This is a genomic window from Sphingomonas sp. IC4-52 (assembly GCF_020707225.1).
Taxonomy (GTDB): Bacteria; Pseudomonadota; Alphaproteobacteria; order Sphingomonadales; family Sphingomonadaceae; genus Sphingomonas.
In genome coordinates this window covers 319,113-345,135 of the sequence record NZ_JAJFEU010000002.1, presented here as the reverse complement: position 1 = coordinate 345,135, position 26,023 = coordinate 319,113, and the positions used below count along the sequence as shown (strand labels likewise).

Below are 26,023 nucleotides of genomic sequence, written 5' to 3'. Positions count from 1 at the left end.
ACTCAGCTCAGCTGGTGTTAGCGTCCGGTTCTGCAACGGAAAGCGGAACGGTGGCAAACGCCACTATCGGGCGCCCGACGCAACCTAGACCGCCTGTCCCGCGGCCCACCCGCTGGCCCAGGCCCATTGAAAGTTATAGCCGCCGAGCCAGCCGGTAACGTCCACCGCCTCGCCGATCACATGCAGCCCCGGCACCCGCCGAGCCTCCAGCGTCTGCGAAGACAAATCGGCGGTGGAGACGCCGCCCACGGTCACCTCGGCCTTGGCGAACCCCTCGCTGCCGTTGGGCTCGAACCGCCACGCCGCCAGCCGCTGCTCGGCGGCGGCAAGCTTCGCGTCGGGCAGGTTCGCCAGCTCGCCCGCCACCCCCAGTTGCTGCGCCAGCGCATCGGCCAAGCGCTGCGGCATCGTCGCCGCAAGCAGCTTCGCCACCCCCACGCGCGGCGTCGAACGCTTGGCCGCGCGCAGCCATCCTTCCTCATGCCCCGGCAGCAGGTCCACGGTGATCGGCTCGCCATGCCGCCAATAGGAGGACACTTGCAGGATCGCGGGCCCGGAAAGCCCGCGATGCGTAAACAGCATCGCCTCGCGGAAGGCCGCCTTGCCGCTTCGGGCGACAACTTCGGTGGCGACGCCGGCAAGCGCACGGAACGGATCGTCTCCGCTCAGCGTCAGGGGCACCAGCGCCGGCCGCGGCTCCACCACCTTCAACCCGAACCGCCGCGCCAGATCATAGGCGACGCCGGTCGCCCCCATTTTCGGGATCGAAGGCCCGCCGGTCGCGATCACCAGCGCCGGCGCACTCGCCATGCGACCGCCGAAGGACACGCGGAATCGCCCATCGGCATGATCGACCGCGCCGATCCCGTGCCCGAGGGCTATCTCCACCTGGCCCTTGTCGCATTCGTCCAGCAGCATGGCAACGATCTGCCGCGCCGATCCGTCGCAAAACAGCTGGCCCAGCGTCTTCTCGTGCCAGGCAATGCCGTGACGCTCCACCAGCGCCAGAAAGTCCGCAGCCGTGTATCGCGCCAGCGCCGACCGGGCAAAATGCGGATTGGCCGACAGGAACCGGTCCGGCGCCGTGCCAAGATTGGTGAAATTGCACCGTCCGCCGCCCGAGATCAGGATCTTCTTGCCGGCTTTCTCGGCGTGGTCGATCACCAGCACGCGCCGGCCGCGCTGCCCGGCGGTCGCCGCGCACATCAGCCCCGCCGCGCCGGCCCCCAGCACGATTGCGTCATAGTCGGCCATGGCCGCGCGTCAGTGCAGCTTGGCGATCGACAGCCCGTCGCGCTTCGCCTGTTCCTTCACCGATTCCTCGCTGCGCGTCAGCGCCTTGGCAATCGCCTTCAGCGCCATGCCCTTCTTGGCCAGCGTATGCAGCTTCTGGATCTCGTCCGGCCGCCACGGCTGGCGGTGTCGTTCGAAGCGTTCGGCCATGGTGTGTCTTAACTCCAAAGGGGGGGCGCAGCGTTACTCAACCCGTCTCGTCATCCGCGCCGCAAAGCCCGAGCGCGCCGGCTCAACGCTCCCGCGTCGCTGCGAACTTCACCTTGCTATACCGGTCGGCGATATAGCCGACTTCCCACGCACTCTTGGCCAGGAAGACGGGATTGCCGTCGCGATCCTTGGCCAGCGCGCCGCGGTTCAGGTCCATGAAGTCCTTCAGCGCCGCGGGATCCTCGGCTGAAATCCAGCGCGCCGTGTCAAATGGCGAGGCTTCCAGCACTGCGCCCACCTTATATTCGGCCTCCAGCCGCGACAGCAGCACGTCGAGCTGAAGCTGGCCGACGACGCCGATGATCCAGTTCGATCCGATTTCGGGATAGAACACCTGGATCACGCCCTCTTCGCTGAGGTCGTCCAGCGCCTTGCGCAGCTGCTTCGTCTTGGTCGGGTCCTTCAGCGCCACGCGGCGCAGGATTTCGGGCGCGAAGTTCGGCAAGCCCGTAATCCGCACCCCCGGCTTCTCGCTCAGCGTGTCGCCAACGCGAAGCGTGCCGTGATTGGGGATGCCGATGATATCGCCCGGAAACGCCTCGTCGGCGATTTCGCGATCCTGCGCGAAGAACAGGATCGGCGAGTGCACCGCGATCGGCTTGCCGTGCCCGGTCGGCGTCAGCTTCATACCGCGCTTGAACGTGCCCGAGCACAGCCGCATGAACGCGATCCGGTCGCGGTGCTGCGGGTCCATGTTCGCCTGCACCTTGAAGACGAAGCCGGTGACGTCCTTCTCGTCCGGCTGCACCGGCGCGGGTTCCGCCGGCTGCGGGCGCGGTGGCGGCGCGAATTCGGCCAGCGCGGCGATCAGCTCGGCCGGCCCGAAGTCCTTCAGCGCCGATCCAAAATACACCGGCGTCAGGTCGCCCGCGCGATAGGCTTCGGCATCAAACGCGGCATAGCCGGCCTGCGCCAGTTCGATCTCCTCCGCCACGTCCGCCGGCAGTTCCGGCGCATCCTCGACGCGCCCCTGGAAGGTGCGGCTATCACCATCCGGCCGGCTGATGCGGTTGGTCTTCAGGTCCAGCACGCCCTGGAACGTGCCGCCCATGCCGACCGGCCAGCTCATCGGGCAGACGTCCAGCGCCAGCATGTCGGCAATCTCGTCGAGCAGCTCGAACACCGGCCGCCCCTCGCGGTCGACCTTGTTGACGAAGGTGATGATCGGCACGTTCCTCAGCCGGCATACCTCGAACAACTTGCGCGTCTGCGCCTCGATGCCGCGCGCCGCGTCGATCACCATCACCGCCGAATCGACGGCGGTCAGCGTGCGGTACGTGTCCTCGCTGAAATCCTCGTGCCCCGGCGTGTCGAGCAGGTTGAAGAACACGCCGTCCTTCTCGAACGTCATCACGCTCGACGTGACGGAGATGCCGCGCTGCTGCTCGATCTTCATCCAGTCCGATCGTGCGCGCCGGTTCTGCCCGCGCGCCTTCACCTCGCCGGCCAGGTGGATCGCGCCGCCGACATACAGCAGCTTTTCGGTCAGCGTCGTCTTGCCGGCGTCAGGGTGCGAGATGATCGCGAAGGTACGGCGGGGAGATGGCATGGTCGTCCTGGTATCTGGGAATCGCAGCCCCTTAGCCTGTCAGGGCAGGAACTGTCGAAGCCGGTGTTCGCTGGTCGAACCCCGGCTCACGAAGGTCAATCGGACTGAGGTAGCTCAGCTGCGCGGCGTGGCGCGCTCGGCAATATAGGAGCTTACCGCCGCAAAAGTAGCATCCAGCGTGTCGCACGCTTCTTCGCGCTCGAAGAGGTCGCCGACCCGCGCCGGAAGAGGCGGGCTGATTCCCGTCGCGCGCTGCACCGCCTCCGGGAACTTCGCCGGATGCGCGGTGGCAAGCGTCACCATCGGCACATCGAGCTTCTGCCGCTGCGCCGCGGCGAGGGCGATCGCGGTGTGCGGGTCGATCATTTCGTTGGCATGCTCGTGCGCCCAGCGCATCGCCATTGCCATGCCATCGGAATCGACACTGGCGCTGATCAGGTGAGTCGCCGCCCCGCTATGCTGGGCGTCGGTCAGCCGCATCGCCTTGCTCGCCTCGAACCCGCCCATCTGGCCGGCCAGCGCCACCCCGTCGCGCCCGCCAAGGTCGAACAGCAGGCGTTCGAAGTTGGAGGACACCTGAATGTCCATCGACGGGGTCGCGGTCGGCACGACCTGTGCGGAGGAATAATCCCCGGCCGACAGGGCGCGGTGTAGAATGTCGTTCACGTTGGTCGCCACGACCAGCCGCGCGACCGGCAGGCCCATCTTCGCCGCGACATAGCCGGCGAACACATCGCCGAAGTTGCCGGTCGGCACGCTGAACGCGATTTCGCGTTCGGGCGCGCCCAGGCGCACGGCGGCGTAGAAGTAATAGACCACCTGCGCCATCAGGCGGGCCCAGTTGATCGAGTTCACCGCGCTGAGGCGGAACCGGCCGGCAAAATCCGGCGCATTGAACATCGCCTTCACCAGCGCCTGCGCGGTGTCGAAGTCGCCGCGGATCGCGATGTTATGGACGTTGGGCGCTCGCACCGTCGTCATCTGGCGACGCTGCACGTCGCTGACCCGTCCGGCCGGGTGGAGCATGAAGATGTCGATACCCTCGCGCCCGGCGACGGCATCGATCGCGGCGGACCCGGTATCCCCGCTCGTCGCGCCGACGATGGTCAGCGGACCCTCCGTGTCGTTCGTCAGGAATCGTTCGAACAGCAGGCCGAGCAGCTGAAGCGCCACGTCCTTGAACGCGAGCGTAGGGCCGTGGAACAGCTCCAGCAGCCATTGATCGTGATCCAGCTGCTTCAGCGGGGTGACAGCCGCATGGGCGAAGCGGCCATAGGCCTGCTGGCAAAGTGCCCGCAGCTCTTCACGCGACAGCGTTTCGCCGACGAACGGCGCCATCACCGCCACCGCCGTATCGACGTAGGAAAGATCGGCGAGGCCCGCGATCTCGTCACGCGAGAGCGTCGGCCATGCTTCCGGCACGTAGAGCCCACCGTCAGACGCGAGCCCGGCAAGCGTCGCGCCGCGGAAGTCGAGGATCGGGGCGGCTCCACGGGTGCTGATGTAGCGCATGGACGTGCCGGTTAGCTGCGGGAGAGGCCGGATACAACCACGGCCAGCTATTGCCACGCAAAGCCCGTCTTGGTCGCGCAAAGAAGCAAGCGGCAGCCACGTGAATTGTGCAACGCCACCCCGGGTTCAGCGGACCATCTCCACGAAAGGATGTGGCCCCGATCGAAGGGTGTCCTTCAGCCCCTGTATGGACGGCCTCACACGGGCCGAACCGTTCCCGCTCACCCGAGCCGGGGCCCCGCGGTGTTCAAAACACCGACGCAACGGGTGTGATCCTCACCCGAGGATCAAACGGACAAAGACACCGCCCGGCGCCATACCATCACAAGACCATGCGCCGTCCATCAACGGCGAGGCGCCAAGTCCCCACCTTTGACCTCGCCGATGCACGTGCCGGAAGATGCCGATCGCATCGAACAGATTGACCGGCGCCGCTTCAGCTCGCGCCAAATCAATGCCGCCCTTCGCCGTGGCGGCAAGTCGGAATGGTGATGGGGTTACGCGAACCAACGCCCTGCACCGCCGCTGGAGCCAAGCGGACCCCGCCCCGACCGGCATGGGCCAGGGCAAATGGTCCGCAGTGAAGTGCCGAAACAGGTGACCGATGCGCCCTTGCTCAGGCTTCCTGCGAACGAACCGATATCCGCCTTGAAGCCGCCGCGCCCGTTCCCGCGGATATACCCGCCTCGCCGCCGTCCCCCTCAAGCGAGGCGCCCCGAGCCTGGCTAGCGCGACCCTCGCCGGCGCAGCGCCAGGACGTAGATGACGCACGCCAGCGCCGCGAAGAACAGCCACTGCCCGGCATACGCCAGGTGGTTGTTCGGCACGAGGCTGATGTCTGGCCGGGTGTTCGCCACAAGACCGGCCAATGGCTTGTCCGACACCAGCAGCATCTCTTGCGGCACATGGCTGAACAGCCGCGAGATCATCGGCGTGGCATCGGGCGCATGGCTGATCCAGCCGCTCACGCGCCCACCGGACCATTGCACGTCCTTCAGCGGGTCACGCGTGGTGCCCAGCTGAACCTTGATCGCGGGCGTCCCCGCCGCGGGCCGGCATGTGGCGATCAGCCGATAGCCCGCACTCCCCGCGCCGGCGCGACTGATCCCCGTCACGTCCCGGCACAGGGCCGAGGTGCGGCGGAACAGCAGGCGATCGTCCGGCGTGGTGGGGAAAGCGACCGGCGGGCGCACCGGATTGGCCGCCAGCTGCGCCAGCTGCGCCTCTTTCTCGGGCAGCCGCACCAATCCCTGCCACAGACCAAGCGTGATCATGACGGCGACGGCCGCGACGACCAGGATCGTCGGCAGGACGGGGATGCGCCTCATTTGCGCAAGCGCCCTTCTGCGGCGCGGTTGCGGTATTCCAGGGCGAGGAGCCAGCCCTTCGCCAGCCGCAGGCTCACCAGCACGCCGCCAAGCGTCACTGGCGTCCAGATCAGCATGTGGAGCCACAGCGGGGGGGACACGCTCAATTCCAGGGCGACGGCGCCGATGGTGACCAGCGCGCCCAGGATCAGCGTCAGGAAAGCGGCCGGCCCGTCGCCGACGTTGAACGCCGCGATGTCGAGGCCGCAGGCGCGGCAACGGTCGGCGAACCGGATCCATCCGGCAAACAGATCAGGGGCGCCGCAGCGCGGGCAAAGCCCCTTCAACCCACAATCGAAAGGGCGCGGCTCACCCGATGGGGGAACCGCGCCCGTCTCGTCAGTCACTCGATCAGCCGCCGTGGACCGGCGCGCCCCAACCGCCCCAGATGTAGATGGAGACGAACAGGAACAGCCAAACGACGTCAACGAAGTGCCAGTACCAGGCAGCCGCCTCGAAGCCGAAGTGCTGCTTGGGCGTGAAGTCACCCTTGTACGCGCGGATCAGGCAGACGATCAGGAAGATCGTGCCGACGATCACGTGGAAACCGTGGAAACCGGTGGCCATGTAGAAGGCCGCGCCATAGTTGATTCCCTTGAACGGGAACGGCGCGTGCATGTACTCATAGGCCTGGATCGCGCTGAAGATCAGGCCGAGCACGACCGTCAGCCACAGGCCCTTCAGCACGCCGTCGCGGTCACCAACGCCAAGCGCACCCCACAGGCCGCGCTTCTCGCCGCCACGCTGGTTGTGGATCAGCGCATGGTGCGCCCAGGTCACGGTGGTGCCCGACAGCAGCAGGATCAGGGTGTTGAGCAGCGGCAGTTCAAAGGCGTTGATCACCTCCAGGCCCTTGGGCGGCCACTGCGCGGCAATCACCATCGCTTCGCTCGACCGTTCCACCGCGCCATCGATGAAGCCGATCGCATCGGGGAAGAGGGCGAAGTCGAAATAGGCCCAGAACCAGCCGACGAAGAACATCACCTCGGAGGCGATGAAAAGGATCATGCCGTAGCGGAAATGCAGCTGCACCACCGGGGTATGATCGCCGGCATGCGCTTCCTTGATGACGTTGCGCCACCAGCAGAACATGGAAAACAGCACCGCGGCCAGACCTGCGAAGAACAGGAAGCCGCCGCCGTTCGGCTTGCCGACATGGCCGCCGTGCATCCACATGATGCCGCCAGCCGCCATGGCCAGCGCCGAGAGGGAGCTGATCATCGGCCAAGGATCGGGTGGTAGAATATGGTAATCGTGGTTCTTGGCGCCGGCCATCGGGCTCTTCCCCTATAGATGCTCGAATTTTCGTCCGCTTAACTCGACGCCTTGTCGGAATCTACCGGGTAAAACGTGTAGCTGAGCGTGATGGTCTCGATATCCCGCGTATCGGGATCCTCAAGGATTTTCGGATCGACGAAGTAGATGACGGGCATGCGCATGCTCTCGCCGGGCTTCAGCGTCTGCTCGGTGAAGCAGAAGCATTCGATCTTGGTGAAATACTGGCCCGCCTGGCTGGGCGTGACGTTGAACGTGGCGGTGCCGGTGACCGGCACGGCCGCACGATTCGTGGCGTTGAAGAACGTCATGTTGCGCGCGCCGACGACCACCGTCTGGTTCGGCTGTTCGGGCGTGAAGCGCCAGGGCAGGCGCGGGCTGGTGTTGGCGTCAAAATCGACCCGCATCCGCGCGTTGACGGCGCCCGGCGCCTCGCCGCCGCGCTGGGTCGTGCCGGCAAAGCCGGTCACCTGGCAGAACAGGCGGTAAAGCGGCACACTGGCAAAGGCGAGGCCGGTCATCAGGAAAATGCCCAGCACGGCAAACGCAGCCGTGCGGCCCTTGCTGGAAAACACCCGAATCATTTCGCGGCGATCCCCTGCTGGATTTTCACCAGCGAGATGGCGAAGACGAGGATCACGAACGCACCCAGCAGCACCGCCATCACGATCGCGCGGCCCTTCTGCCGCCGACGCACCAGATCTTCCTCGTCCTGCCTCATGCCATCCACCGATCGACCACCAACGCCCCGAACACCACGAAAAGGTACAGGATCGAATATTTGAACAGTGCCTTTTCGGGCAGCATCGCATCGTCCGCGCCCGTGGTGCGCATCGCCACCCGCAGCGCCAGCACGCCGAACCAGCCGGTCAGCGCCAGCGAGGCGATGCCATAGATCGGGCCGGTCAGCCCGAGCGGCCACGGCGCCACCGCAGCAAGCGCCATCGGGACGGTGTACAGCCCGATCTGTCGCCGCGTCACCTTCTCGCCCGCGACAACGGGCAGCATCGGCACGCCGGCATTGGCGTAATCGGTCTTCACGAACAGTGCGAGCGCCCAGAAATGCGGCGGCGTCCACAGAAAGACGAGCATGAACAGCAGCAGCGGCAGCAGCGCCACTTCACCGGTCGCCGCGGCCCAGCCGATCAGCGGCGGAAACGCGCCTGCCGCGCCGCCGATCACGATATTCTGCGGCGTCCGGCGCTTCAGCCACACCGTGTAGACCAGGACGTAGAACAGGATGGAAATGCTGAGGATCGCGGCGGCCGCGAAGTTCAGCGCCAGCCCCATCAGGATCACCGAAAACGCCGCGAGCCCCACACCGAAGTGAAGCGCCGACTGGCGCTCCATCCGCCCGGCCGGCAGCGGCCGCCCGGCAGTGCGTTTCATCATCGCGTCGAGATCCGCCTCATACCATTGATTGAGCGTCCCCGCCGCGCCGGCGCCAAGCGCGATGCACAGGATCGCGGTGAAGCCCAGCACCGGATGGATCGACACCGGCGCCGCCAGCATCCCGCACAGCCCGGTGAACACGACAAGCGTCAACACCCGCGGCTTGGTGAGCGCAAGGAAGTCCCGCCAGTCGGCCGGCGGCAGGAGGGGCGTTACAGGTGTCATCGGTTAACAGGGGGCCATAGTCGCTTGCGCTACGGGGGGAAAGGGGAAGCGTTGCGCGTCTCACCGTCATCCCGGCCTCGCGCCGCGATCCAAGGTGCCGCGAGCGATGGTGATAGGGGGCAAAAGACAGCGTCCGCGGAAAGATGGATTCCGGATCAGGTCCGGGATGACGTGGCCGGATTACTCACCTCACCCCATCGTCATGCCGGGCCCGTCCCGGCATTCGCCGTGCCGCACATCCCACACCAGCGGCGCGCGCGGAGGCCTGGATGCCGGCACAAGGCCGGCATGACGATCGCGACTCGCTACCCACTCCTCCCCTTCCCACGTCATCCCCGCGCAGGCGGGGATCCAGACGCGCAGGTCTCACGAGGGAAGCGGGGCTCAGCGGCTAGAGCCACCCGCCGCCGCGATGCTGACGAAGCACGCCGCATCACCCATGCAGCACATGATCCCGGTCCCGCACCGTGCGCGCTGTATTCGCGGGATGGTCCGGATCCTCATAGCCAAAGGCGATGCCGAACAAGAGCTTGTGATCGTCCCCTACGCCTAGTTCGCGATGCACGATCTCGGCATGGTGGCTGAGCGCCCCTTGCGCGCAGGACGCAAGGCCGTTCGCGGTCAGCGCCAGCATGAACGACTGGGCATACATGCCGCAGTCCGCCGCCTCGCGCATCCCGGCCCAGGCCGGGATGAACAGGAACATGGCATGCGGCGCATCGAAGAAGCGGAAGTTGCGCAGGAACGATTCGGTGCGCGCCGCCACATCCTCGCGCGCCACGTTGGTCGCCGCGAACAGCGCCTTGGCCGCATCGATCTGCCGCCCGCGATAATGGCCGGGATAAGCGCCGGTCAGCGGGAAATCCGGCGTCATCTTCGTCCCGGATTTGGCGGCATCGTGCAGCACGGTCCGCATCCGCTCCGCCGACTCCCCCGACACCACATGCGCGGTCCACGGCTGGACGTTGCAATTGGACGGCGCAAGCTGCGCCATGTCGAGCACGCGTTCCAACAGATCGGCGGGAACCGGATCCTTCTTGAAGCCACGTACCGAACGTCGCTCACGCAGCAGACCTTCCAGCACGTCGCTCTCGTTCACCCGCTCCACTGCCCCCGCCACTGCTGCCGTCGCCATCACCCGCTCCTAAGTCACTCGTTCGAATCTCCTTGCCTCATGCCCATGCGGAAGTCACCATCAGGGGCAAAAGACGAAACCGATGGAGAGGCGCGATGTACGACCTGATCATTCGGGGCGGCACGATCGTAGATGGATCGGGCGCGGCCCCTTACCGCGGCGATGTGGCGATTTCGGGCGATCGCATCGTCGCGATCGGCACCGTGACCGGCCCAGCTCGTCGCCAGATCGACGCTACGGGCAAGCTCGTCACCCCCGGCTGGGTCGATATCCACACCCATTATGACGGCCAGATCACCTGGGCCTCGCGAATGGACCCCTCCTCGACGCTCGGCGCCACCACCGTCGTCGTTGGCAATTGCGGCGTCGGCTTTGCGCCTGTCCGCCCGCAGGACCACGATACGCTGATTCGCCTGATGGAGGGCGTTGAGGACATTCCCGGCGCCGCGCTTCACGAAGGACTGTCGTGGCAGTGGGAAAGCTTCGGCGAATATATGGACGCCGTCGACCGGCTGCCGCACGATATCGACGTCGCGGTCCAGGTGCCGCACGGTGCGCTGCGCGTCTATGTGATGGGCGAACGCGGGGCGAACCGCGATCCCGCCACGCCCGAGGAAAATGAGGAGATGCGCCGCCTGACCGCGGAGGCGATCCGCGCCGGCGCGCTCGGCTTCTCCACCACCCGCACGATGGTCCACCGCACCGCCGATGGCGACCTCACCCCGACCGTGCGCGCCGCGCGCGAGGAGATGGAGGCGATCGCCCGCGGCCTGGCGGACGCTGGCTCGGGCGTCCTCCAATGGGTGTCCGACTTCCAGGACATGGACGAGGAGTTCAGCCTGGTACGCGATCTGACGCAGATCGCCGGCCAGCCCCTGAGCTTCTCGATGGTCCAGGCCGATGTCGTCCCCAACCAGTGGCGCGAACTGACCCAGCGGCTCGATGCCGCCGTCGCCGAAGGCTATCCGTTGAAGGCGCAGATCGCCGGCCGCCCGGTCGGGCTGATGCTCGGCCTGCAAGGCTCGGTCCACCCCTTCATCAGCCGGCCCAGCTACCGCGAGATCGCCGACCTGCCGCTCGACCAGAAGGTCGCCCGGATGCGCGATCCCGAATTCCGCGCGCGGCTAATCGCAGAGGCGCCGATGAAGGATCATCCCTTCGTCAATTCGGTCGCCGGCGCGCAGCACAAGATGTTCCGCATCACCGACCGCGTTGATTACGAGCCCGATCCCTCGACCAGCCTCGCGGCGGAGGCAGAGCGGCTCGGCGTCCATCCCGACGAACTGGTCTATGATGCCTTGCTCGAGGACGAGGGCCGCGCCTTTCTGTTCTTCCCGATGCACAATTACGTCGAGGGCAATCTCGACAACGTCCACGCGATGATCACCAACCCGAATACGCTGTCGGGCCTGTCGGACGGCGGCGCGCACGTCGGCGCGATCTGCGACGTCAGCCTCCCCACTTTCATGCTGACCCACTGGTGCCGCGATCGCACCCGCGGGCCGCTGCTCGACCTCGCCGACACGGTGAAGCAGCAGACCCGCGACACCGCGCTCGCCGTCGGCCTCCAGGATCGCGGCCTGCTCGCCCCCGGCTATCTCGCCGACGTCAACGTCATCGATTTCGACCAGCTCGAACTCGGCAAGCCCTACATGATCTACGACCTCCCCACCGGCGCCCGTCGCCTGATGCAAAAGGCGAAGGGCTATGTCGCGACGATCAAGTCGGGTCAGGTGATCTATCAGGATGGCGAGCCGACCGACGCCCTCCCCGGCAAGCTGATCCGCGGTCGCCAGCCGGAGCCGGCCCCAGTGCGAACGGCGGTCGCCGCCTGACATGCCGCCACTCATCATCGAGGCCGCGCTCAACGGCGCGACGCCGAAATCGCGCAATCCGAACGTGCCGGTCAGCCCGCAGGAACTCGCCAGCGAGGCACTCGCCGCAATGGAAGCGGGCGCCGCGATCGTCCACACGCATATCGAGCGAATGGACTTGACCGGCGACGCTGCGGTCGACCGCTATATGGAGGCCTACGCCCCCGTGCTCGCGGCCCGGCCCGACGCAATCCTGTGGGGTACCGTCGCAACCGGCCCCGATGTGGAGGCGCGCTTCGGCCATTATCGCGGCCTTGCGCGCGCCGGCGTGCGGATGGGCGCGTTCGATCCCGGCTCGGTCAATCTCGGCACGCACGGCGCCGACGGTTTGCCCGGCGCCTCGGTGCTCTACGCCACCACCTATCGCGACATCGCCTGGCTCGCCGACCTCCACGAACAGGAGAAGCTTGGCCCCGCCATCGCGATCTACGAGCCCGGCTGGCTGCGCACCACGCTCGCCTATGAACAGGCCGGCCGGCTCCCCGCTGGCACCTTCGTGAAGCTCTATTTCGGTGGCCGCTACAATTTCCTCGACGGCAAGCGCAGCAACGTCACCTTCGGCCTTCCGCCGACGGAGAAGGCGCTCGATGCCTATCTCGAATTGCTCGACGGCTCATCGCTTCCCTGGGCGGTCGCTGCGATCGGTGACTGCGTGGTCGAAACCGGCCTCGCCAAACTCGCGATCGAACGCGGCGGCCATGTCCGCGTCGGGCTGGAGGATTTCGGCGGCGAGCGTCGCCCGGGCAATCTGGAGCTGATCGCAGAGGTCGTTGCGCTGGCGAAGCAGGCCGGCCGCCCCGTCGCGACGCCGGATCAGGCAGCGCAAATCCTCGGTCTGCCGCGATGAGGCCGGCCCCCTGTCAGATATGGCCAATCGTCTCCGCAGACAGGCCAATGTTCGCCGGCAACAGGCCGGACTGACCCATTACGACCCCAGGAGAGGCCCTATGTTCGATCTGTTGGTGAAGAACGGCACAATCGTCGACGGCACCGGCGCCCCCCGCTTCCGCGGCGATGTCGCGGTACAGGGCGATCGGATCGTGGCGGTCGGCGTAGTGTCTGGAACAGCACGCGAAACCATCGACGCCGACGGCTGCATCGTCACCCCCGGCTTTGTCGACATCCACACCCATTATGACGGCCAGGTCTCCTGGGACAAAGTGTTGGCCCCCTCCTCCATCAACGGCGTCACTTCCGCCGCGATGGGAAATTGCGGCGTAGGATTCGCCCCCGCCCGTGCCGACAAGCACGACTGGCTGATCCAGCTTCTGGAGGGCGTGGAGGATATTCCCGGCACCGCGCTGGCGGAGGGGCTGACGTGGAACTGGGAAAGTTTTCCCGACTATCTCAATGCCTTGAGCGCGCGTGAATATACGATCGACCTCGGCGCCCACATGCCCCACGCGGCGCTGCGCGCCTATGTCATGGGCGACCGCGGCGGCGACCATCTCGCCCGCCCGACCGAGGGCGAGATCGACCGCATGGCCATCCTCACCGCCGAGGCGATGGAGGCCGGCGCGCTTGGCTTCTCCACCTCGCGCACCCACGCCCACCGCAGCCGCGACGGCCTCAACATCGGCACGCTGACCGCCGAAGATCCCGAACTGCTCGGCATCGCCGCCGCGCTGCGACAAACTGGAAAGGGCGTCATCCAGTTGATTTCGGACGCTTATCTCACCGCCGACGATGATTTCGCCGCAGCCGAGCTCCAGCTGATCCGTCGCCTCGCCACGACCAGCGGTCGCCGCGTTTCCTTCACCGTGCAGCAGACCGACGACGCCCCCGATCGCTGGAAAAGCATCTATCGCGAGATCGACCAGATGGTCGCCGATGGCCTACCCGTTAGTGCGCAGGTCGCACCCCGCCCGATCGGCGCGATCCTCTCCTTCGCCTCCACCACCAATCCCTTCATCGTCGCGCCCACCTATCGCCGCATCGCGGCGCAAAGCGCCACCGTCGCCGATCGGCTTCAGGCGCTCGCCGACCCGCAGATTCGCGCTGAAATCCTCGCCGAACACGCCGCCTTCCATGCCAGCGAGGGCTTTATTGCGCTGATCACACGCGGTTTTTCGCGCATGTTCCGCATGACCGACCCGGTCGATTACGAACCGCATGAGAGTCAGTCTATAGCCGCCGAGGCTGCCCGCGCTGGCGTCGATCCCGCCGCCTACGTCTATGATGCCCTGATGGAGGAAGGCGGCCGCCGCCTCCTCTACATGCCGCTGATCAACTATGCGCGCGGCAACCTCGACGACGTCCACGGCATGATGACCGGTAATCATGTGCTCTACGGGCTGTCGGACGGCGGCGCGCATTGCGGCACGATCTGCGACGGCAGCTTCCCGACCACGACGATCGCGTTATGGTCACGGGGCAGCAAGTCAGGGCTCAGCGCGCCACTCGAGCAGCTGGTGCACGGCTATACGCAGCGCAACGCGCGCCATGTCGGCTGGCACGATCGCGGCGCGCTGGCACCTGGCCTGCTGGCCGACCTCAACGTCATCGCACTGGACGACTTGCAACTCGCCCCACCAGAAATCGTGCAGGATCTCCCCGCCGGCGGCACGCGCCTGCTCCAGCAACCGCGCGGCTACCGTTGGACGGTGAAGTCAGGCGTGCCGACTTTCGAGCAAGGCGAATGGACCGGCCGGACGCCCGGACGCCTGGTACGCGGCGCGCGGGCGGTCGCCTGACCAACGGCTCGGGCTGGCATGGATAGGCCGGCCCGAGCGCTCGTAGCCACAGACTATGGAGAGTGCGCCTGAAGATCGCCACCTACAATGTGAACGGCGTGAACGGCCGGCTTCCAGTGCTCCTGCGCTGGCTGGAAGAAACCCGGCCCGACATTGTTGCGCTTCAGGAATTAAAGGCACCGGACGAACGCTTTCCCGCCGTCGCGCTGGCGGACCAGGGCTATGAGGCGATCTGGCATGGGCAAAAGAGCTGGAACGGTGTCGCCATTCTCAGCCGCGTCGGCTCGATCCATGAAACCCGGCGCGGACTGCCCGACGATCCCGATCCCTCACAGAGCCGCTACCTGGAAGCGGCAGTAAACGGCGTGCTGGTCGCCGCTTTGTATCTTCCGAACGGCAATCCCCGGCCCGGCCTAAAGTTCGACTATAAGCTGGCTTGGTTTGATCGATTGATCGATCACGCCTCCGCACTGCTGGCAAGTGGCGCGCCAGTCGTTTTGGCTGGCGATTTCAATGTCATGCCGACGGATAAGGATGTCTACAAGCCGGAGCGGTGGCAGGATGATGCGCTGTTCGCGCCTGAGGTGCGCGCCCGCTTCGCCAGGCTGCTGGCGCAAGGCTGGACGGATTCTCTTCGTCACCTTCACCCAGAAGATACGATCTACACGTTCTGGGATTATTTCCGGAACGCATGGGCACGCAACGCAGGTTTACGGATTGATCATCTGTTGCTGAGCCCGTCGCTGGCAGGTCGCTTGGTCGGCGCCGGCGTTGATTGCGACGTGCGCGGATGGGAGAAGACCAGCGATCACGCTCCCACGTGGATCGAACTCGACGACCCCGTTCGCCCGCGCAAGGTGCGGTAGCGCGCCCGGGCGCAGCGAAGAGTTCACTTGCCCTTGCCGGCGATCGCCGCAAAGGCACGCGCCGAGGTTGCGCCACCTGACCTGCGTGCCGGTGCGGCGTCCTCCATCCCTCGTCGGGATGTCCGATCACGAATGTCCGGATTGCTTCCATGAACGTCGACCAGTTCGATTTCGATCTGCCTCAAGAGCGCGTCGCCCTGCGGCCCGCATCCCCCCGCGACTCCGCGCGAATGCTCGTGCTCGACGGCGCATCGACCCGCGATCGCAGCGTTGCCGATCTCCCCGGCGAACTGCGCGCCGGCGACCTTCTCGTCTTCAACGATACGCGGGTGATCCCCGCGCAGCTTGAAGGCACACGCGGCGCCGCAAAGATCGGGGCGACGCTCCACAAGCGGGAAGGACCGCGTCGCTGGCGCGCCTTCATCCGCAATGCGAAGCGACTGCGCGATGGCGATCCGATCGACTTCGGGCAAGGTGTCATTGCCGCCGCCTCGGACCGGGCAGAGGACGGCAGCTTCGCCCTCGAGTTCGCGGGTGATGAGCCGGTGGAGTTGCTGCTTGAACGTGCCGGCCAGATGCCTCTTCCACCCTATATCGCGGCGAAGCGACCGACCGACGCACGGGATGCCGACGATTACCAGACGATGTTCGCACGGGAGGCGGGAGCGGTCGCTGCGCCAACCGCAGCCCTGCATTTTACGCCGGACCTGTTGGCCGCGATCGAAGCGGCGGGCGTCGGCCATGCCACGCTAACGCTTCATGTGGGCGCGGGAACGTTTCTTCCCGTGAAGGCAACCGATACCGCCGACCACCAGATGCACGCCGAATGGGGCCGTATCGATAGGGCGACAGCAGAGCGTCTCAACGCCGTTCGGGCGAGTGGCGGTCGAGTGATCGCAGTGGGCACGACGTCCCTTCGCCTGATTGAAAGCGCAGCGACACCGGACGGGCTCGTGCGCCCCTTCGAAGGAGACACGTCAATCTTCATAACGCCAGGCTATTGTTTCCGGGGTATAGACGGACTGATCACCAACTTTCACTTGCCCCGCTCGACACTGTTCATGCTGGTATCGGCGCTGATGGGGCTCGACCGGATGAAAGCGGCTTATGCCCATGCCATTGAAAATGATTACAGATTCTATTCCTACGGGGATGCGTCGCTCCTTCTGCCGTGAAAGTGCCCTTGGGAGGAGATGGGAGGAGAGCCCTTCCGGACGCTCGTTCCCGGCCTCATCCTGTCGCGCCCGAGCGAAGGGCCTGCAAGCACGATCACAGCTCGGACAGCCACCAACGGGAGTTGAATGGCAAGGCGCTGAATTCGCGAGCCTTTTGCCGTAAACGTGGAGGCGCTGCTTGCTCCGCTGTTCATGCTGGTATCGCACTGATGGGACTGGAGCGGATGAAGGCCGCTTACGCCCATGCCATTGAGAATGACTACCGTTTCTACTCTTACGGGGATGCGTCGCTGCTCCTCCCGTAAATCCCTTCGGCTAGGCAGCGGGTGGGTGACGGTGGGAGAGCTACTCAGAAGCTAGCTTCACTCGCATCGGTGGCGTCGTAGGTTCGCGCCCTGCAAGCGGCACCACCTAATTATGGCACTTCTACGAGGTAGCGGCGACGTGCTGGTGCGAACGGGGTCAGCGGGTGGGGTGAACGTACGTGCTTTGTGGAACGGCTTCGGGATTACGCAGCGGCCGCCTCACTCCCAACCTATCGCGAAAAGTACACTGTGAGCAAATGGCCCTCGACGACCGCAGCGAAGGTAGCTATGTCTGTTCAGACGGCAACGTGGATAAGGGGCGCGCCTGCAGGCGTACGAGGCGATGGCAGGATTCAAGATCAAGATTGCGGATGATTGGACGAGTGAGGAATTGCCGGCGGCGGTCCCAGAACTCCGCAGGATCGTAGGCGATGCCGGAGACATCCCACTTCCCGCAGGCGCTGCGGACGTGGTAGTCACGTCACCACCCTACTGGCAGAAGCGCGACTATGGCGTGGCGGGCCAGCTTGGGCAGGAGGCCACACCCGACGAATTCGTGCAGCGTCTCGTTCGATGCATGCGGGAGTGGCGTCGCATCCTGCCCCGATGGGGGTCGGTCTTCATCAACATCGGCGACACATACCATAGTGGTTCGCTCGCCTGTGTCCCCGGCCGCTTGGAGATCGCCGCGCAGGCAGACGGCTGGATTCTGCGAAACCGGATTATTTGGGTCAAAGAGGGGGGAATGCCTGATCCGGCCAAGGATCGGCTCAAGAGCCGTCACGAATACATCTTGCACTTTGTGCAACGTCGCCGCGGGTACTACTATGACCAGTTCGGCTACGCCGAGAAGTACGGCAACGGGACGGGTCCGAGTGATGTCTGGCGGATTGGACTGAGGCGCGATGCTGGCGCTCATCTTGCCCCCTTTCCAGAAGAACTGGTGGATCGCTGTTTAGCGCTGGCCTGCCCCCCGCAGGTCTCCATCGCAACCGGTCAGCCCCGCGAACGTATCGTGCAGCGCACGACCGAACTTGATCCCGAACGTCCGCAGGCGAGGAGGGCAATGGAGCTAGCGAAGCAGCACAACCTAACACCAGCACACTTGGCTGCCATACAAGCCACGGGCATCTCTGACGCCGGCAAGGCGTTGCTTGTGCAGAATGGCACCGGCCGCAACACCGCCCAGGTCAAGCTGCTCGCCGCGGAGGCAAAGGAAGTTCTCGGCGGCTACTTTCGTGAATTCACCTTCGCAAAGCGGATCACGACGGGTTGGACGCGGGAGGACGACGGTCCTTTCCGGCCGGGTATCGTGCTCGACCCCTTCATGGGCACCGGAACCACGTTGCGGGCGGCAGCGGCTGTCGGACTCGGTGCCATTGGTGTAGACCTCGATTCGCGGTTCAGCGGCGAGGGGACTGGGATTGGCGACGAAACCTGACGAGCAGCGATATGTCTTAACTCTGCCCGCCGTTATTGCAGCCATCCATCGGCTGAGCCAACGCAAATCGCACGAACACTTCCCGGGCTATCTGCTCCTGCACCATCTTGGTGTTGCGCAAAGAATTCACGTGGACTCGGCCGCGCTGAACCAGGCGCGTCTCTCATACCTCCGGGTAGGCGGCGCACCCGACAAGCGACCGTTCATCCAAGCCTTCCGCAGCCGGGGTCGTGGTCCAAAGCTGGACAACGCCAACTCAGCGGGCTCGTACGCGGCTGAGTCGATCAGGTCCGGACAGACGCTTGCCAAGGTGGTAGGTACCGCCAAGTCGAGACGCACATCCAGCGGCATCACCTACCGCTTCAAGCCAAACCACGCGAGCGTGGCCTTGTCCGCGATGCTCGACGGCCGACGTCTACCAGCGGGCGCGACCGCGGCCTTCTTGCTGCGGGACTACGCCCTTTCCATCGATCCCCAGAACCCGGGCGAACTGGTCGCAGCGTTCAAGGAATGGCTGCGAATGGATGGTGACGCCACAGGACAGGGCACCTTCGACACTCTCTTTGAGGATGATTCTGCGGAATACGGAGCTGACGACTTCGAGCCGGTAGGCGCCTGATCATGGCCCGTGTTTCTGACAAGGCCGTCCGCAATCTTTCCCTCAACGATCTTGGGCTTGGCGCGCTCGCGCCAGCGGCATCGAACCTCCCACCGCTGTCGGACGCGTCAACCCTGCTGGCGCCGAACGACCGCGTGCTTGAGCTAACCCGACGAGCGATCGAACTTGGGTTCGCGGGCGTGATCCTCTCCGGTCCTCCGGGGACCGGCAAGAGTTGGTATGCCCAGCAGGTCGCGGTCGAACTCACCGGCGACTGGCAAGCGGTCCGCTCGACCCAATTTCATCCTAGCTACCAGTACGAGGACTTCGTCTACGGCTTTAGACCGAACGAAGAGGGCGTGTTTGAATCTACGGCGAAGGTCTTCGCCCAAGTCTGCGATGACGCCGGGCGGCAGCCGGAGCGCCAGTTCGTGCTGGTGATAGACGAGTTCAGCCGCTCCGACGTCATCAGGGTGTTCGGCGAAGCGCTGACCTATATCGAACGCGACAAGCGCGGAACCGAGTTCCGGACGGCCTCAGGCGAGACTATGGTCGTGCCCGCAAACCTCACGCTCATCTGCACGATGAACCCCTGGGACAGGGGTGTGGACGACGTCGACGTGGCGCTCGAGCGCCGCTTCGCCCAGATCGACCTTGGCCCAGACGTTGCCGTCCTCCAGAACGTCCTTCAGAAGGCCGGTGCCGACCCGGTCTTCACGGCAGCACTCGCGACGTTCTTCGTTCAGCTAAACGAGGAGCGGAATGAACGACTGCGGTTGGGACACGCCTACTTCCTGAAATGCATAGATCGGCAGGCGGCGCGGGACGTCTGGGCGCTGCGCATCCTGCCCACAGTTCGACGCGCCGCAGGCCTTGACACGGCATCCATCGCAAGGATCACGGCCGCTTGGGAGGTCGTTGTCGCAGAACCGCAACCTACAGCTGCGCCGGCTGCCGATGGTGCAGTGGCTGAGGAAACATGACCGGCTTCGGAGCCCTCTCCGAATTGTTCAGAGCGACCGGTCGCGATGCTAACAACGCTATAAAGCAGATCGGCACGACCGAGCACACCGACGTCCCACTACCGGCGGGGGTGCTCCGCTTCGATGGATCGCTCGATCTCTACGACGACGTGAAGGCATTGGTGGAGATCAAATACAATCGGAGGCAAGGCGGCCTTACCATCCGCAGCAACGGCTGGATCGGCCACATTCCACTTAACGACCGCGTGACGCTTGCGGTTCGCACGAAGGTACCCGTTGCGAACCTAGAGCGGATCATCGACAAGGCAACGTTTCCTCCCCACGCCTTCAAGACGCTCACGACCTACCGTCGGCGGTACGCGGAGACGAACGAGCGCCCTGCGTCGCTCATGGACGTCCTCGCAGATGGCTTCATCGCCGCCTTGCGCGCAGTCCGCGACCAAGGCCTGCTCAAGAGCTACATGGAACGCGAACACGTCGGCACCAGTCCTTCGGGCCGGCTAGACCCGATGCGCAGCTTAATTCGAACGAGGATCGCCGGAACGCCGATCGCTGTGTCGTCCCGATACGAACGCACGTTCGACTGTGCATCTAATCGGATCCTGTCTCTCGCCCTCGACCGGCTCATTCACCGCTACCACAGTGCAACCGGGAGAGCACCATCGCGTGCCGCGAGTTTGGCAGAGCTGCGCGCTTGGCTGCCGCGGGTGGGACGACCCACGCGATGGGAGGTCCGGCCAGAGGGGATCGGTCGTCAAATCCTTTGGCTCCCACAACAGCACGGCGACTATGCTCCGGCGTTGACGCTTGCCGGCTACCTCGTGGCCGATCTTGGTATCAGCCTCCTTGGCGAGGACGGCATGGCTGACGCCGCGGTAGCCCTGATCAACATGGACCACGTGTTCGAGGGCTACTGCCGAAACGTGCTCCGGCAACGGCTCGGCGCCGGCTATCGCGTCCTCGACGGCAACGTGCAGGGGGAGGCGGGCGCCCAGATGCCGCTCTTCACGACCAGCGGGGTGCCATCGGCTGATGCTTCGACCGCCGAACCCGACATCGTCATAAAGCGCAGCGGCACGGCTCGCATGCTGATCGACGTCAAGTACCGACAGGGATCGGCTGTCCCCGCCCGCGAGGTCATGAACCAGTTGGCGTGCTACGCTGCGCGGTTCGAATGCAACCAGGTCATGGCGCTATATCCGGCTATTCCGGGCGGCCGGATGGCGGTCGTAGAGGAGGTGGGCGAAATCGGACCGCTCCGCATCCTGCGCGGTACGATTGATGTTTCCCGTCCCGATCTGGAAGCAGCAGAGGAAGAGTTCTGCGATGCCGTTCGATTGCAGGTTGCCTAGGCAGTCTTAGACAGCTTGGGCGCTTCGGCTTGCGCTGCCCTCAACTGCAATCCGACGCTGTCCTAGCCGGCGAGAAGAACAAACACGCAATCCGTGCCACCTTATAGTGGAAGGGCCACAAGGCGTGTGCAGCTCACGTAAAGGGTATTGCGCGCGCTGACCAGCCTGACCATGATCGCAGCGCCTTCCGTGAAAGCCGGGGGGCGGGGCGTCGAAACCTCAAGCTGTAGGAACTCGGTCGCGAACGCATGTTCGAGGCCGGGTGGCATGCGCGTATGTCCAGCCGGCAACGGTAAAGGCGCATGCGCCTGTGCCTACGGTCAGGTTTCGAACATCCGGCTTCGGCCGTCGCCCCGAGAGGAACATAGGGGCGGCACGAGGTTGAGCCGAAGGTCGCTCCGCTAGGGGCGGCATCACAATGACAGCATCGATCCGTCACGTCAGCGCACCAGCGTGTGGCGTGATGCTGCACGTCCAAACAAATCAACAGGAGGAAATATGAGCAACACGCCACTGGGCGTGATGTTGGCCCTTGCCTTCGTCACGCCGCTGACCGCTTGCAGCAGCGCCAAGAGCGGTGCCGAAGCCGCCGTTCGGGAGAGCCTCAAAGACCCTGACTCGGCCAAATTCGGCGACTTCTACTTCAACGACAAGACGAAGAAGGGCTGCCTTACCGTAAACGCGCGAAACTCGATGGGCGGCTACACCGGCGATCAGCAGGCTTATGTTGAACGCACCAGCAAAGGCTGGGACGTTTTCGGTATCGCGGAAATAGCGCCGAGCATGTGCCGAGAGATACATGCGGATCAGGCGGGTGACGAAAACCAGGCCAATTCGCAGTGAGCACCGCAGCGCGGTTCATCTTCGCACTTGTCGCTTTCGCAATGGCGGCGGCCCTGCTCAAGATGGTCATCGTCGGCTTGCTCATCGCGGGGCTGATCTTCAGACCAAAAGAGACAATCGGACTGCTGATATTGTTTGGTGCCTGGTCCCTGATTGAAGAATATCCCGTTCCGGTCATGATCTCTTTGTGTGTCGTCGGCGTTGTCGCGATCGTTCGCATGTCCAAGCAGAAGTCTGTCGAGGACAACCATACAGAGCCGGCCAACCTAATCGAGTGATTTCTTACCCCTCACGCCAGTCCAGCCCTCAGCCTCACCGCCGGGGGCTTTTTTTGTTTGGAGATAATCACATGCTCATCATCGACACAACCGTAACACTTCAGGTGCTTCTTTCCGAGCGCCTGCGCCACGTTCTCGCCCTCCGAAGCGAATTGATCGACTTCGCCGCCTTCATCATCGTTGACCCCGGCGACAGCAAGGAGGCGATCGAGGCTGCCGTCGGCTTCCCGATTGATCGCGACTTCCCTCCGTGGGAATGGGTTGTGAGACACGACGGTATCTTCGAAGCCCCGATCGTCACGAGCGATGAAGGCGACGCCACCGTGCTCTTGGTCCCCGACGATGACGGCATCGTACCTGAACTGCTGACGATGCTGCGCGACGATGCCGATCCCGTCGAAACAGTCGAGGCCTTGCCAAGCTAAAACCGTCTGCAGGTAGAGCGGCCCGGATAGTCCCGCAGCGGCCTCTCCTGAACACACAAACCAAGCAAATCATCGAAACCGCCGCCCGCACGAGCCTGTCTCGGAGCGGGTTTTTTCATGCCCTTCGGAGATCACAGATGCTTCATCTTCACGACTATACGTCGATGACGGGCGCGTTGCCGTTCGTTACCGATCCACTTCTACGTTCGCTCCTGAGCAGTCGCATCGATGCGCTCATCTCGGGCGAGTTCAATCTCATTTCCCAGACCGAGTTCCTCGTCGTCGAGGTCGGCGACACGGAGGAAGATATCATCTGCCATGTGGGCTTCTCCCCCCTGGTGGAGCCGATCGACGGCATCCGATTTGGCCAACACGGTTTCGAGCCGCCGTGGGATTGGCTGGAACGGCATGAAGGCTGGTTCGAGATGATCGTCACGTTCGGCAGCACCTTCGCCTACGTGCTGTTCATCCAGGATGCCGACGGCACGTTGCCTGCCTTACGCTCGCTGTGCCGGAGCTTCACATGAAGGCGCTGGCATACCTGCTTGGCGCTTGCGTGATCCTCGCGGTGGTCAAGGCGGTGATGGCGGCGGTGGCGCTCCTTGTCGCACTCGCCATCGTAATCGGAGCGATTACCCGTCCGCGAGAGATGCTGTCGTTGGCGGCGCTCGTCGTGTTCGTGATCCTGATCGAGAACCACCCCGTCATGTTCCTGTCCACGATCGCGCTGCTGGCGGTCGCTTCGATCGTTACGTCCGGCCGCCGTTGACACGGCCGGGTTTGATCGTATGAGCGCCCTCCTGACCGGCAGATGGGCATCGGAGTATGCCATCTACCTGAGTCGCTTATCGCAGGTGCCCTTTCATCCGGCTAACCCCGGCGCTGATCGCATGCATCTGTTCTACAGACACAATCCCGCCGGGACTTTGGTTTCGGCATCGTGGGCTTGCGTCTGGAGCGACCGGACTGCCGTGCCCTTCCAGACGTAAGCCTTGAATCCATCGAACGAGCGATCGTTCGCGACTGATAGGCTACGACTTTGACTTACGACCACAACACTACCGACACCGCCGGCCACGAACCGGCGGTCGATGAGACCTTCCCCTCTTTGCCCCCTTCGACACCGAAGATCGGCGAGGATGCTGATGCCAGCGATCCGACCACGACCGACGAACCCGTGCCTGCCGCCGCAGTTGACGCGACCGGCGGGAACGAAGGGGGTGAAGGTGGGAAGGGGGAGCTCGACCAGGCTTCCCCGCCATTGCCCCCTTCGACCAAACCGGCCCGACAGGATGCCTCTCTGCCCCGCCTGACGCGACGTGGTGACGATCTGTACCGTCCGGCACCTACGACCAATCCCGTCGTCTCGGCGCTCAAGCTAAACGAGCTCTACCGTTTGGATGGCGGGAACGGTGAGCATGTCATCTCCTGCCCTTGGGCAAGCGAACACGCTGCGGGCGACACTCGACTGGCGATCTACCGCGAACCCACCTTCGATGCGCCGCTGGGTGAGTTTGCCTGTCCCTGCACGCACGATGCCGTCCGCTCGATCGGTGCCTTCCTTGACCAGTTCGGGATCGATCGGATGGACGCACGTTGCAAGCCTCGCATCCGCATCAAGGATGGCGAGCCCCACCGTCTTGTCGCGGCGGCTGAGCAAGTTCTGGCGGATCGGGGCGATGTGTTCCGGTCGAACGGCGTGCTGGTGCAGGTCAGGATCGACCGTGAGACAGGTGACGTCTCGTCCGAGCAGCTGAGCGAGCAGTCGCTGTTCATGCACCTATCGAGCGGATCGGACTGGGAGAGGTTCGACGGGCGCAAGGAGGATTGGCGCCGCTGTGATGTTCCGCCCCGCATCGTCAGCACGCTTCTGCGATCACAGAATTCCGGCGTCCTCCCAGAGCTAAGCGGCTTCGCTCGCCAGCCTTTCCTTCGACGTGATCGGAGCGGGTTGGTGGAGATGCCTGGATACGACGCCGCTTCGGGCGTGTACGCCGCGTTCGATCCGGCCGAGTTCGACCTACCTGAGCCGACACGCGAGAATGCGATGGCGGCGCTTGGACGCCTCGACGCCCTGCTCTGGGAGTTCGAGTTCGAGGCGGACACAGATCGCGCAGGTACGCTGTGCATGATGTTGACGGCGGCGATCCGCGACTATCTGCCACTCGCACCTGCGTTCAACATCACCGCCTCGTCGCCGGGCAGCGGGAAGAGCTATCTCGCTTCCGTTATCGCGCCGTTCGCCGGCCCCGGCCTGCCACGCAACATCAGCTATCCCGCCACCAACGAGGAAGCCGCGAAGGTCGTTCTCTCGATCGCGCTGGAGAAGCCGGCCGTCGTCCTGTTCGATGACATGAACGGCGACTGGCTTCCTCACGGAGCGATGAACCGCATGCTGACGAGCGGCACCGTCAGCGAACGCATGCTCGGTACCAACCGTGTCGTCACGGCACCGGCGTCGAGCTTGGTCATCGGGACCGGCAACAACATTCGGCCTCTTCGCGACATGGGTCGACGGGTGGCGTCGATCTACCTGCTGCCACAGACCGAGGCGGCTGCGATGCGTAGTTTCACCGGCAAGCCCGACGAGGAAGTCCGCCGCAATCGTGGTCGGTATGTCAGCGATGCGTTGACGATCGTGCGGGCTTTCGAGGCGGCTGGCCGGCCGATGTCTGACGTGCCGAACGTGGTCGGGTTCGAGGAATGGTCGGTACTCTGCCGTCACAGCCTCATGTGGCTCGGAAAGCCGGATCCCGCGTCCAGCTTGATCGCGCAAATTTCGCACGATCCCGACGCCGAGTTGTTGGCCGACCTGCTGCGTGCCTGGAATGCTACGTTCGGTGAGCGTTCCACGATGGTGCGTCAGGTGCTCAGCAACGTCGAACGCAACGACAACAGCGACCTCCACGATGCCGTCATGGAGCTGCCTTGCGTCGAACGTGGGTACGTCAACCAGTCCAAGTTCGGTCGATACCTCGCCCGCAACAAGAACCGGATCGTCGCCGGCCTGCAGCTTGTCGAAGCACCGCATTCGGAGCGCAAGGCCTGGGCGGTGAAGCGGATCGGCAAGCCGCTCGACAAGCCCGAGCCGCGATTCTTCGCCGAGAAACCCGGCCCTGTGATCGAACAGGCTTGGACCACACCCATCGACTTCAACGTGCCCTGACGAAGCCCTGAGCGCCCTCGCGGGGCAACATCAATCGAACCCGCCGCCGCCGTCCACCCGGAGCCT

The 26,023-nt window shown here is 64.7% G+C and carries 27 protein-coding genes; 16 read left to right on the top strand and 11 right to left on the bottom strand.

What is annotated here, in order from left to right; genetic code table 11:
• Positions 1-84: 84 nt before the first annotated feature.
• The 11 genes from LK535_RS08080 to LK535_RS08030 form a co-directional block, all read right to left on the bottom strand.
• A complete protein-coding gene (locus tag LK535_RS08080) occupies positions 85-1,254 on the bottom strand; it encodes an NAD(P)/FAD-dependent oxidoreductase (RefSeq protein ID WP_227771389.1) in 1,170 nt (389 codons plus the stop codon).
• 9 nt (positions 1,255-1,263) lie between these two features.
• Positions 1,264-1,443, bottom strand: a complete 180-nt coding sequence (locus LK535_RS08075) for a hypothetical protein (RefSeq protein WP_227771388.1) — start codon at positions 1,441-1,443, stop codon at positions 1,264-1,266.
• Between the two features lie 82 nt (positions 1,444-1,525).
• Complete coding sequence (locus LK535_RS08070) at positions 1,526-3,052, bottom strand: peptide chain release factor 3 (protein WP_227771387.1); 1,527 nt, start codon at positions 3,050-3,052, stop codon at positions 1,526-1,528.
• A gap of 114 nt (positions 3,053-3,166) precedes the next feature.
• Entirely contained in the window at positions 3,167-4,564 is a 1,398-nt protein-coding gene (gene thrC, locus LK535_RS08065) for a threonine synthase (protein ID WP_227771386.1), read from the bottom strand.
• Positions 4,565-5,289: 725 nt separating this feature from the next.
• On the bottom strand, positions 5,290-5,892 hold the full coding sequence (locus tag LK535_RS08060) for an SURF1 family cytochrome oxidase biogenesis protein (RefSeq protein WP_227771385.1): 603 nt from the start codon (positions 5,890-5,892) through the stop codon (positions 5,290-5,292).
• Positions 5,889-6,278, bottom strand: a complete 390-nt coding sequence (locus LK535_RS08055; RefSeq protein WP_415837111.1) for a DUF983 domain-containing protein — start codon at positions 6,276-6,278, stop codon at positions 5,889-5,891. The genes LK535_RS08060 and LK535_RS08055 overlap by 4 nt, the downstream gene beginning before the upstream one ends.
• A gap of 4 nt (positions 6,279-6,282) precedes the next feature.
• Positions 6,283-7,206: a cytochrome c oxidase subunit 3 gene (locus LK535_RS08050; protein ID WP_227771384.1), complete on the bottom strand. Its 924-nt coding sequence runs from the start codon at positions 7,204-7,206 to the stop codon at positions 6,283-6,285.
• A 38-nt stretch (positions 7,207-7,244) separates the two neighbouring features.
• The gene (locus LK535_RS08045) at positions 7,245-7,790 is read right to left on the bottom strand and encodes a cytochrome c oxidase assembly protein (protein ID WP_227771383.1); all 546 of its coding nucleotides are present in this window, start codon (positions 7,788-7,790) and stop codon (positions 7,245-7,247) included.
• Complete coding sequence (locus tag LK535_RS08040) at positions 7,787-7,927, bottom strand: hypothetical protein (RefSeq protein ID WP_227771382.1); 141 nt, start codon at positions 7,925-7,927, stop codon at positions 7,787-7,789. Before LK535_RS08040 ends, LK535_RS08045 begins: the two co-directional genes overlap by 4 nt.
• The gene (locus LK535_RS08035; RefSeq protein WP_227771381.1) at positions 7,924-8,823 is read right to left on the bottom strand and encodes a heme o synthase; all 900 of its coding nucleotides are present in this window, start codon (positions 8,821-8,823) and stop codon (positions 7,924-7,926) included. The genes LK535_RS08040 and LK535_RS08035 overlap by 4 nt, the downstream gene beginning before the upstream one ends.
• Positions 8,824-9,256: 433 nt before the next feature.
• Positions 9,257-9,958 carry a nitroreductase family protein gene (locus tag LK535_RS08030; RefSeq protein WP_227771380.1) on the bottom strand — a complete coding sequence of 234 codons (702 nt, stop codon included), beginning with the start codon at positions 9,956-9,958 and terminating at the stop codon, positions 9,257-9,259.
• Positions 9,959-10,053: 95 nt separating this feature from the next.
• Between LK535_RS08030 and LK535_RS08025 the strand changes: the two genes are divergently transcribed.
• From LK535_RS08025 to LK535_RS07950, 16 genes are all read left to right on the top strand, one after another.
• Positions 10,054-11,793 (top strand): N-acyl-D-amino-acid deacylase family protein, encoded by a 1,740-nt coding sequence (locus tag LK535_RS08025; protein ID WP_227771379.1) that lies wholly within the window; start codon positions 10,054-10,056, stop codon positions 11,791-11,793.
• A gap of 1 nt (position 11,794) precedes the next feature.
• On the top strand, positions 11,795-12,679 hold the full coding sequence (locus tag LK535_RS08020) for a 3-keto-5-aminohexanoate cleavage protein (protein ID WP_227771378.1): 885 nt from the start codon (positions 11,795-11,797) through the stop codon (positions 12,677-12,679).
• 100 nt (positions 12,680-12,779) lie between these two features.
• Positions 12,780-14,525, top strand: a complete 1,746-nt coding sequence (locus LK535_RS08015) for an N-acyl-D-amino-acid deacylase family protein (protein WP_227771377.1) — start codon at positions 12,780-12,782, stop codon at positions 14,523-14,525.
• A 68-nt stretch (positions 14,526-14,593) separates the two neighbouring features.
• Positions 14,594-15,391: an exodeoxyribonuclease III gene (xth, locus tag LK535_RS08010; RefSeq protein ID WP_227771570.1), complete on the top strand. Its 798-nt coding sequence runs from the start codon at positions 14,594-14,596 to the stop codon at positions 15,389-15,391.
• Positions 15,392-15,540: 149 nt separating this feature from the next.
• On the top strand, positions 15,541-16,566 hold the full coding sequence (gene queA, locus LK535_RS08005) for a tRNA preQ1(34) S-adenosylmethionine ribosyltransferase-isomerase QueA (protein WP_227771376.1): 1,026 nt from the start codon (positions 15,541-15,543) through the stop codon (positions 16,564-16,566).
• A 209-nt stretch (positions 16,567-16,775) separates the two neighbouring features.
• The gene (locus tag LK535_RS08000) at positions 16,776-16,871 is read left to right on the top strand and encodes an S-adenosylmethionine:tRNA ribosyltransferase-isomerase (protein WP_415837110.1); all 96 of its coding nucleotides are present in this window, start codon (positions 16,776-16,778) and stop codon (positions 16,869-16,871) included.
• 343 nt (positions 16,872-17,214) lie between these two features.
• Entirely contained in the window at positions 17,215-18,312 is a 1,098-nt protein-coding gene (locus LK535_RS07995; protein WP_227771375.1) for a DNA-methyltransferase, read from the top strand.
• Positions 18,296-18,931, top strand: coding sequence for a hypothetical protein (locus LK535_RS07990; protein ID WP_227771374.1), 636 nt, complete (start codon positions 18,296-18,298; stop codon positions 18,929-18,931). Before LK535_RS07995 ends, LK535_RS07990 begins: the two co-directional genes overlap by 17 nt.
• A gap of 2 nt (positions 18,932-18,933) precedes the next feature.
• Positions 18,934-19,893: an McrB family protein gene (locus LK535_RS07985; RefSeq protein WP_227771373.1), complete on the top strand. Its 960-nt coding sequence runs from the start codon at positions 18,934-18,936 to the stop codon at positions 19,891-19,893.
• Positions 19,890-21,245, top strand: a complete 1,356-nt coding sequence (locus LK535_RS07980) for an McrC family protein (protein WP_227771372.1) — start codon at positions 19,890-19,892, stop codon at positions 21,243-21,245. The genes LK535_RS07985 and LK535_RS07980 overlap by 4 nt, the downstream gene beginning before the upstream one ends.
• A 498-nt stretch (positions 21,246-21,743) precedes the next feature.
• Positions 21,744-22,088 (top strand): hypothetical protein, encoded by a 345-nt coding sequence (locus tag LK535_RS07975; RefSeq protein ID WP_227771371.1) that lies wholly within the window; start codon positions 21,744-21,746, stop codon positions 22,086-22,088.
• Positions 22,085-22,366: a hypothetical protein gene (locus LK535_RS07970; RefSeq protein WP_227771370.1), complete on the top strand. Its 282-nt coding sequence runs from the start codon at positions 22,085-22,087 to the stop codon at positions 22,364-22,366. The genes LK535_RS07975 and LK535_RS07970 overlap by 4 nt, the downstream gene beginning before the upstream one ends.
• Before the next feature lie 71 nt (positions 22,367-22,437).
• A complete protein-coding gene (locus LK535_RS07965; protein ID WP_227771369.1) occupies positions 22,438-22,791 on the top strand; it encodes a hypothetical protein in 354 nt (117 codons plus the stop codon).
• 137 nt (positions 22,792-22,928) lie between these two features.
• Positions 22,929-23,318, top strand: coding sequence for a hypothetical protein (locus LK535_RS07960; protein ID WP_227771368.1), 390 nt, complete (start codon positions 22,929-22,931; stop codon positions 23,316-23,318).
• Complete coding sequence (locus LK535_RS07955; protein ID WP_227771367.1) at positions 23,315-23,560, top strand: hypothetical protein; 246 nt, start codon at positions 23,315-23,317, stop codon at positions 23,558-23,560. The genes LK535_RS07960 and LK535_RS07955 overlap by 4 nt, the downstream gene beginning before the upstream one ends.
• A gap of 270 nt (positions 23,561-23,830) precedes the next feature.
• Complete coding sequence (locus LK535_RS07950; RefSeq protein ID WP_227771366.1) at positions 23,831-25,957, top strand: hypothetical protein; 2,127 nt, start codon at positions 23,831-23,833, stop codon at positions 25,955-25,957.
• Positions 25,958-26,023: the final 66 nt, after the last annotated feature.

What these genes read in the sequence shown, in the direction of transcription:
- LK535_RS08080 (WP_227771389.1), bottom strand. Translation starts at nt 1,254, where the DNA reads ATGGCCGACTATGACGCAATCGTGCTGGGGGCCGGCGCGGCGGGGCTG.
- LK535_RS08075 (WP_227771388.1), bottom strand. Translation starts at nt 1,443, where the DNA reads ATGGCCGAACGCTTCGAACGACACCGCCAGCCGTGGCGGCCGGACGAG.
- LK535_RS08070 (WP_227771387.1), bottom strand. Translation starts at nt 3,052, where the DNA reads ATGCCATCTCCCCGCCGTACCTTCGCGATCATCTCGCACCCTGACGCC.
- thrC (WP_227771386.1), bottom strand. Translation starts at nt 4,564, where the DNA reads ATGCGCTACATCAGCACCCGTGGAGCCGCCCCGATCCTCGACTTCCGC.
- LK535_RS08060 (WP_227771385.1), bottom strand. Translation starts at nt 5,892, where the DNA reads ATGAGGCGCATCCCCGTCCTGCCGACGATCCTGGTCGTCGCGGCCGTC.
- LK535_RS08050 (WP_227771384.1), bottom strand. Translation starts at nt 7,206, where the DNA reads ATGGCCGGCGCCAAGAACCACGATTACCATATTCTACCACCCGATCCT.
- LK535_RS08045 (WP_227771383.1), bottom strand. Translation starts at nt 7,790, where the DNA reads ATGATTCGGGTGTTTTCCAGCAAGGGCCGCACGGCTGCGTTTGCCGTG.
- LK535_RS08040 (WP_227771382.1), bottom strand. Translation starts at nt 7,927, where the DNA reads ATGAGGCAGGACGAGGAAGATCTGGTGCGTCGGCGGCAGAAGGGCCGC.
- LK535_RS08035 (WP_227771381.1), bottom strand. Translation starts at nt 8,823, where the DNA reads ATGACACCTGTAACGCCCCTCCTGCCGCCGGCCGACTGGCGGGACTTC.
- LK535_RS08030 (WP_227771380.1), bottom strand. Translation starts at nt 9,958, where the DNA reads ATGGCGACGGCAGCAGTGGCGGGGGCAGTGGAGCGGGTGAACGAGAGC.
- LK535_RS08025 (WP_227771379.1), top strand. Translation starts at nt 10,054, where the DNA reads ATGTACGACCTGATCATTCGGGGCGGCACGATCGTAGATGGATCGGGC.
- LK535_RS08020 (WP_227771378.1), top strand. Translation starts at nt 11,795, where the DNA reads ATGCCGCCACTCATCATCGAGGCCGCGCTCAACGGCGCGACGCCGAAA.
- LK535_RS08015 (WP_227771377.1), top strand. Translation starts at nt 12,780, where the DNA reads ATGTTCGATCTGTTGGTGAAGAACGGCACAATCGTCGACGGCACCGGC.
- queA (WP_227771376.1), top strand. Translation starts at nt 15,541, where the DNA reads ATGAACGTCGACCAGTTCGATTTCGATCTGCCTCAAGAGCGCGTCGCC.
- LK535_RS08000 (WP_415837110.1), top strand. Translation starts at nt 16,776, where the DNA reads ATGGGACTGGAGCGGATGAAGGCCGCTTACGCCCATGCCATTGAGAAT.
- LK535_RS07995 (WP_227771375.1), top strand. Translation starts at nt 17,215, where the DNA reads ATGGCAGGATTCAAGATCAAGATTGCGGATGATTGGACGAGTGAGGAA.
- LK535_RS07985 (WP_227771373.1), top strand. Translation starts at nt 18,934, where the DNA reads ATGGCCCGTGTTTCTGACAAGGCCGTCCGCAATCTTTCCCTCAACGAT.
- LK535_RS07980 (WP_227771372.1), top strand. Translation starts at nt 19,890, where the DNA reads ATGACCGGCTTCGGAGCCCTCTCCGAATTGTTCAGAGCGACCGGTCGC.
- LK535_RS07975 (WP_227771371.1), top strand. Translation starts at nt 21,744, where the DNA reads ATGAGCAACACGCCACTGGGCGTGATGTTGGCCCTTGCCTTCGTCACG.
- LK535_RS07965 (WP_227771369.1), top strand. Translation starts at nt 22,438, where the DNA reads ATGCTCATCATCGACACAACCGTAACACTTCAGGTGCTTCTTTCCGAG.
- LK535_RS07960 (WP_227771368.1), top strand. Translation starts at nt 22,929, where the DNA reads ATGCTTCATCTTCACGACTATACGTCGATGACGGGCGCGTTGCCGTTC.
- LK535_RS07955 (WP_227771367.1), top strand. Translation starts at nt 23,315, where the DNA reads ATGAAGGCGCTGGCATACCTGCTTGGCGCTTGCGTGATCCTCGCGGTG.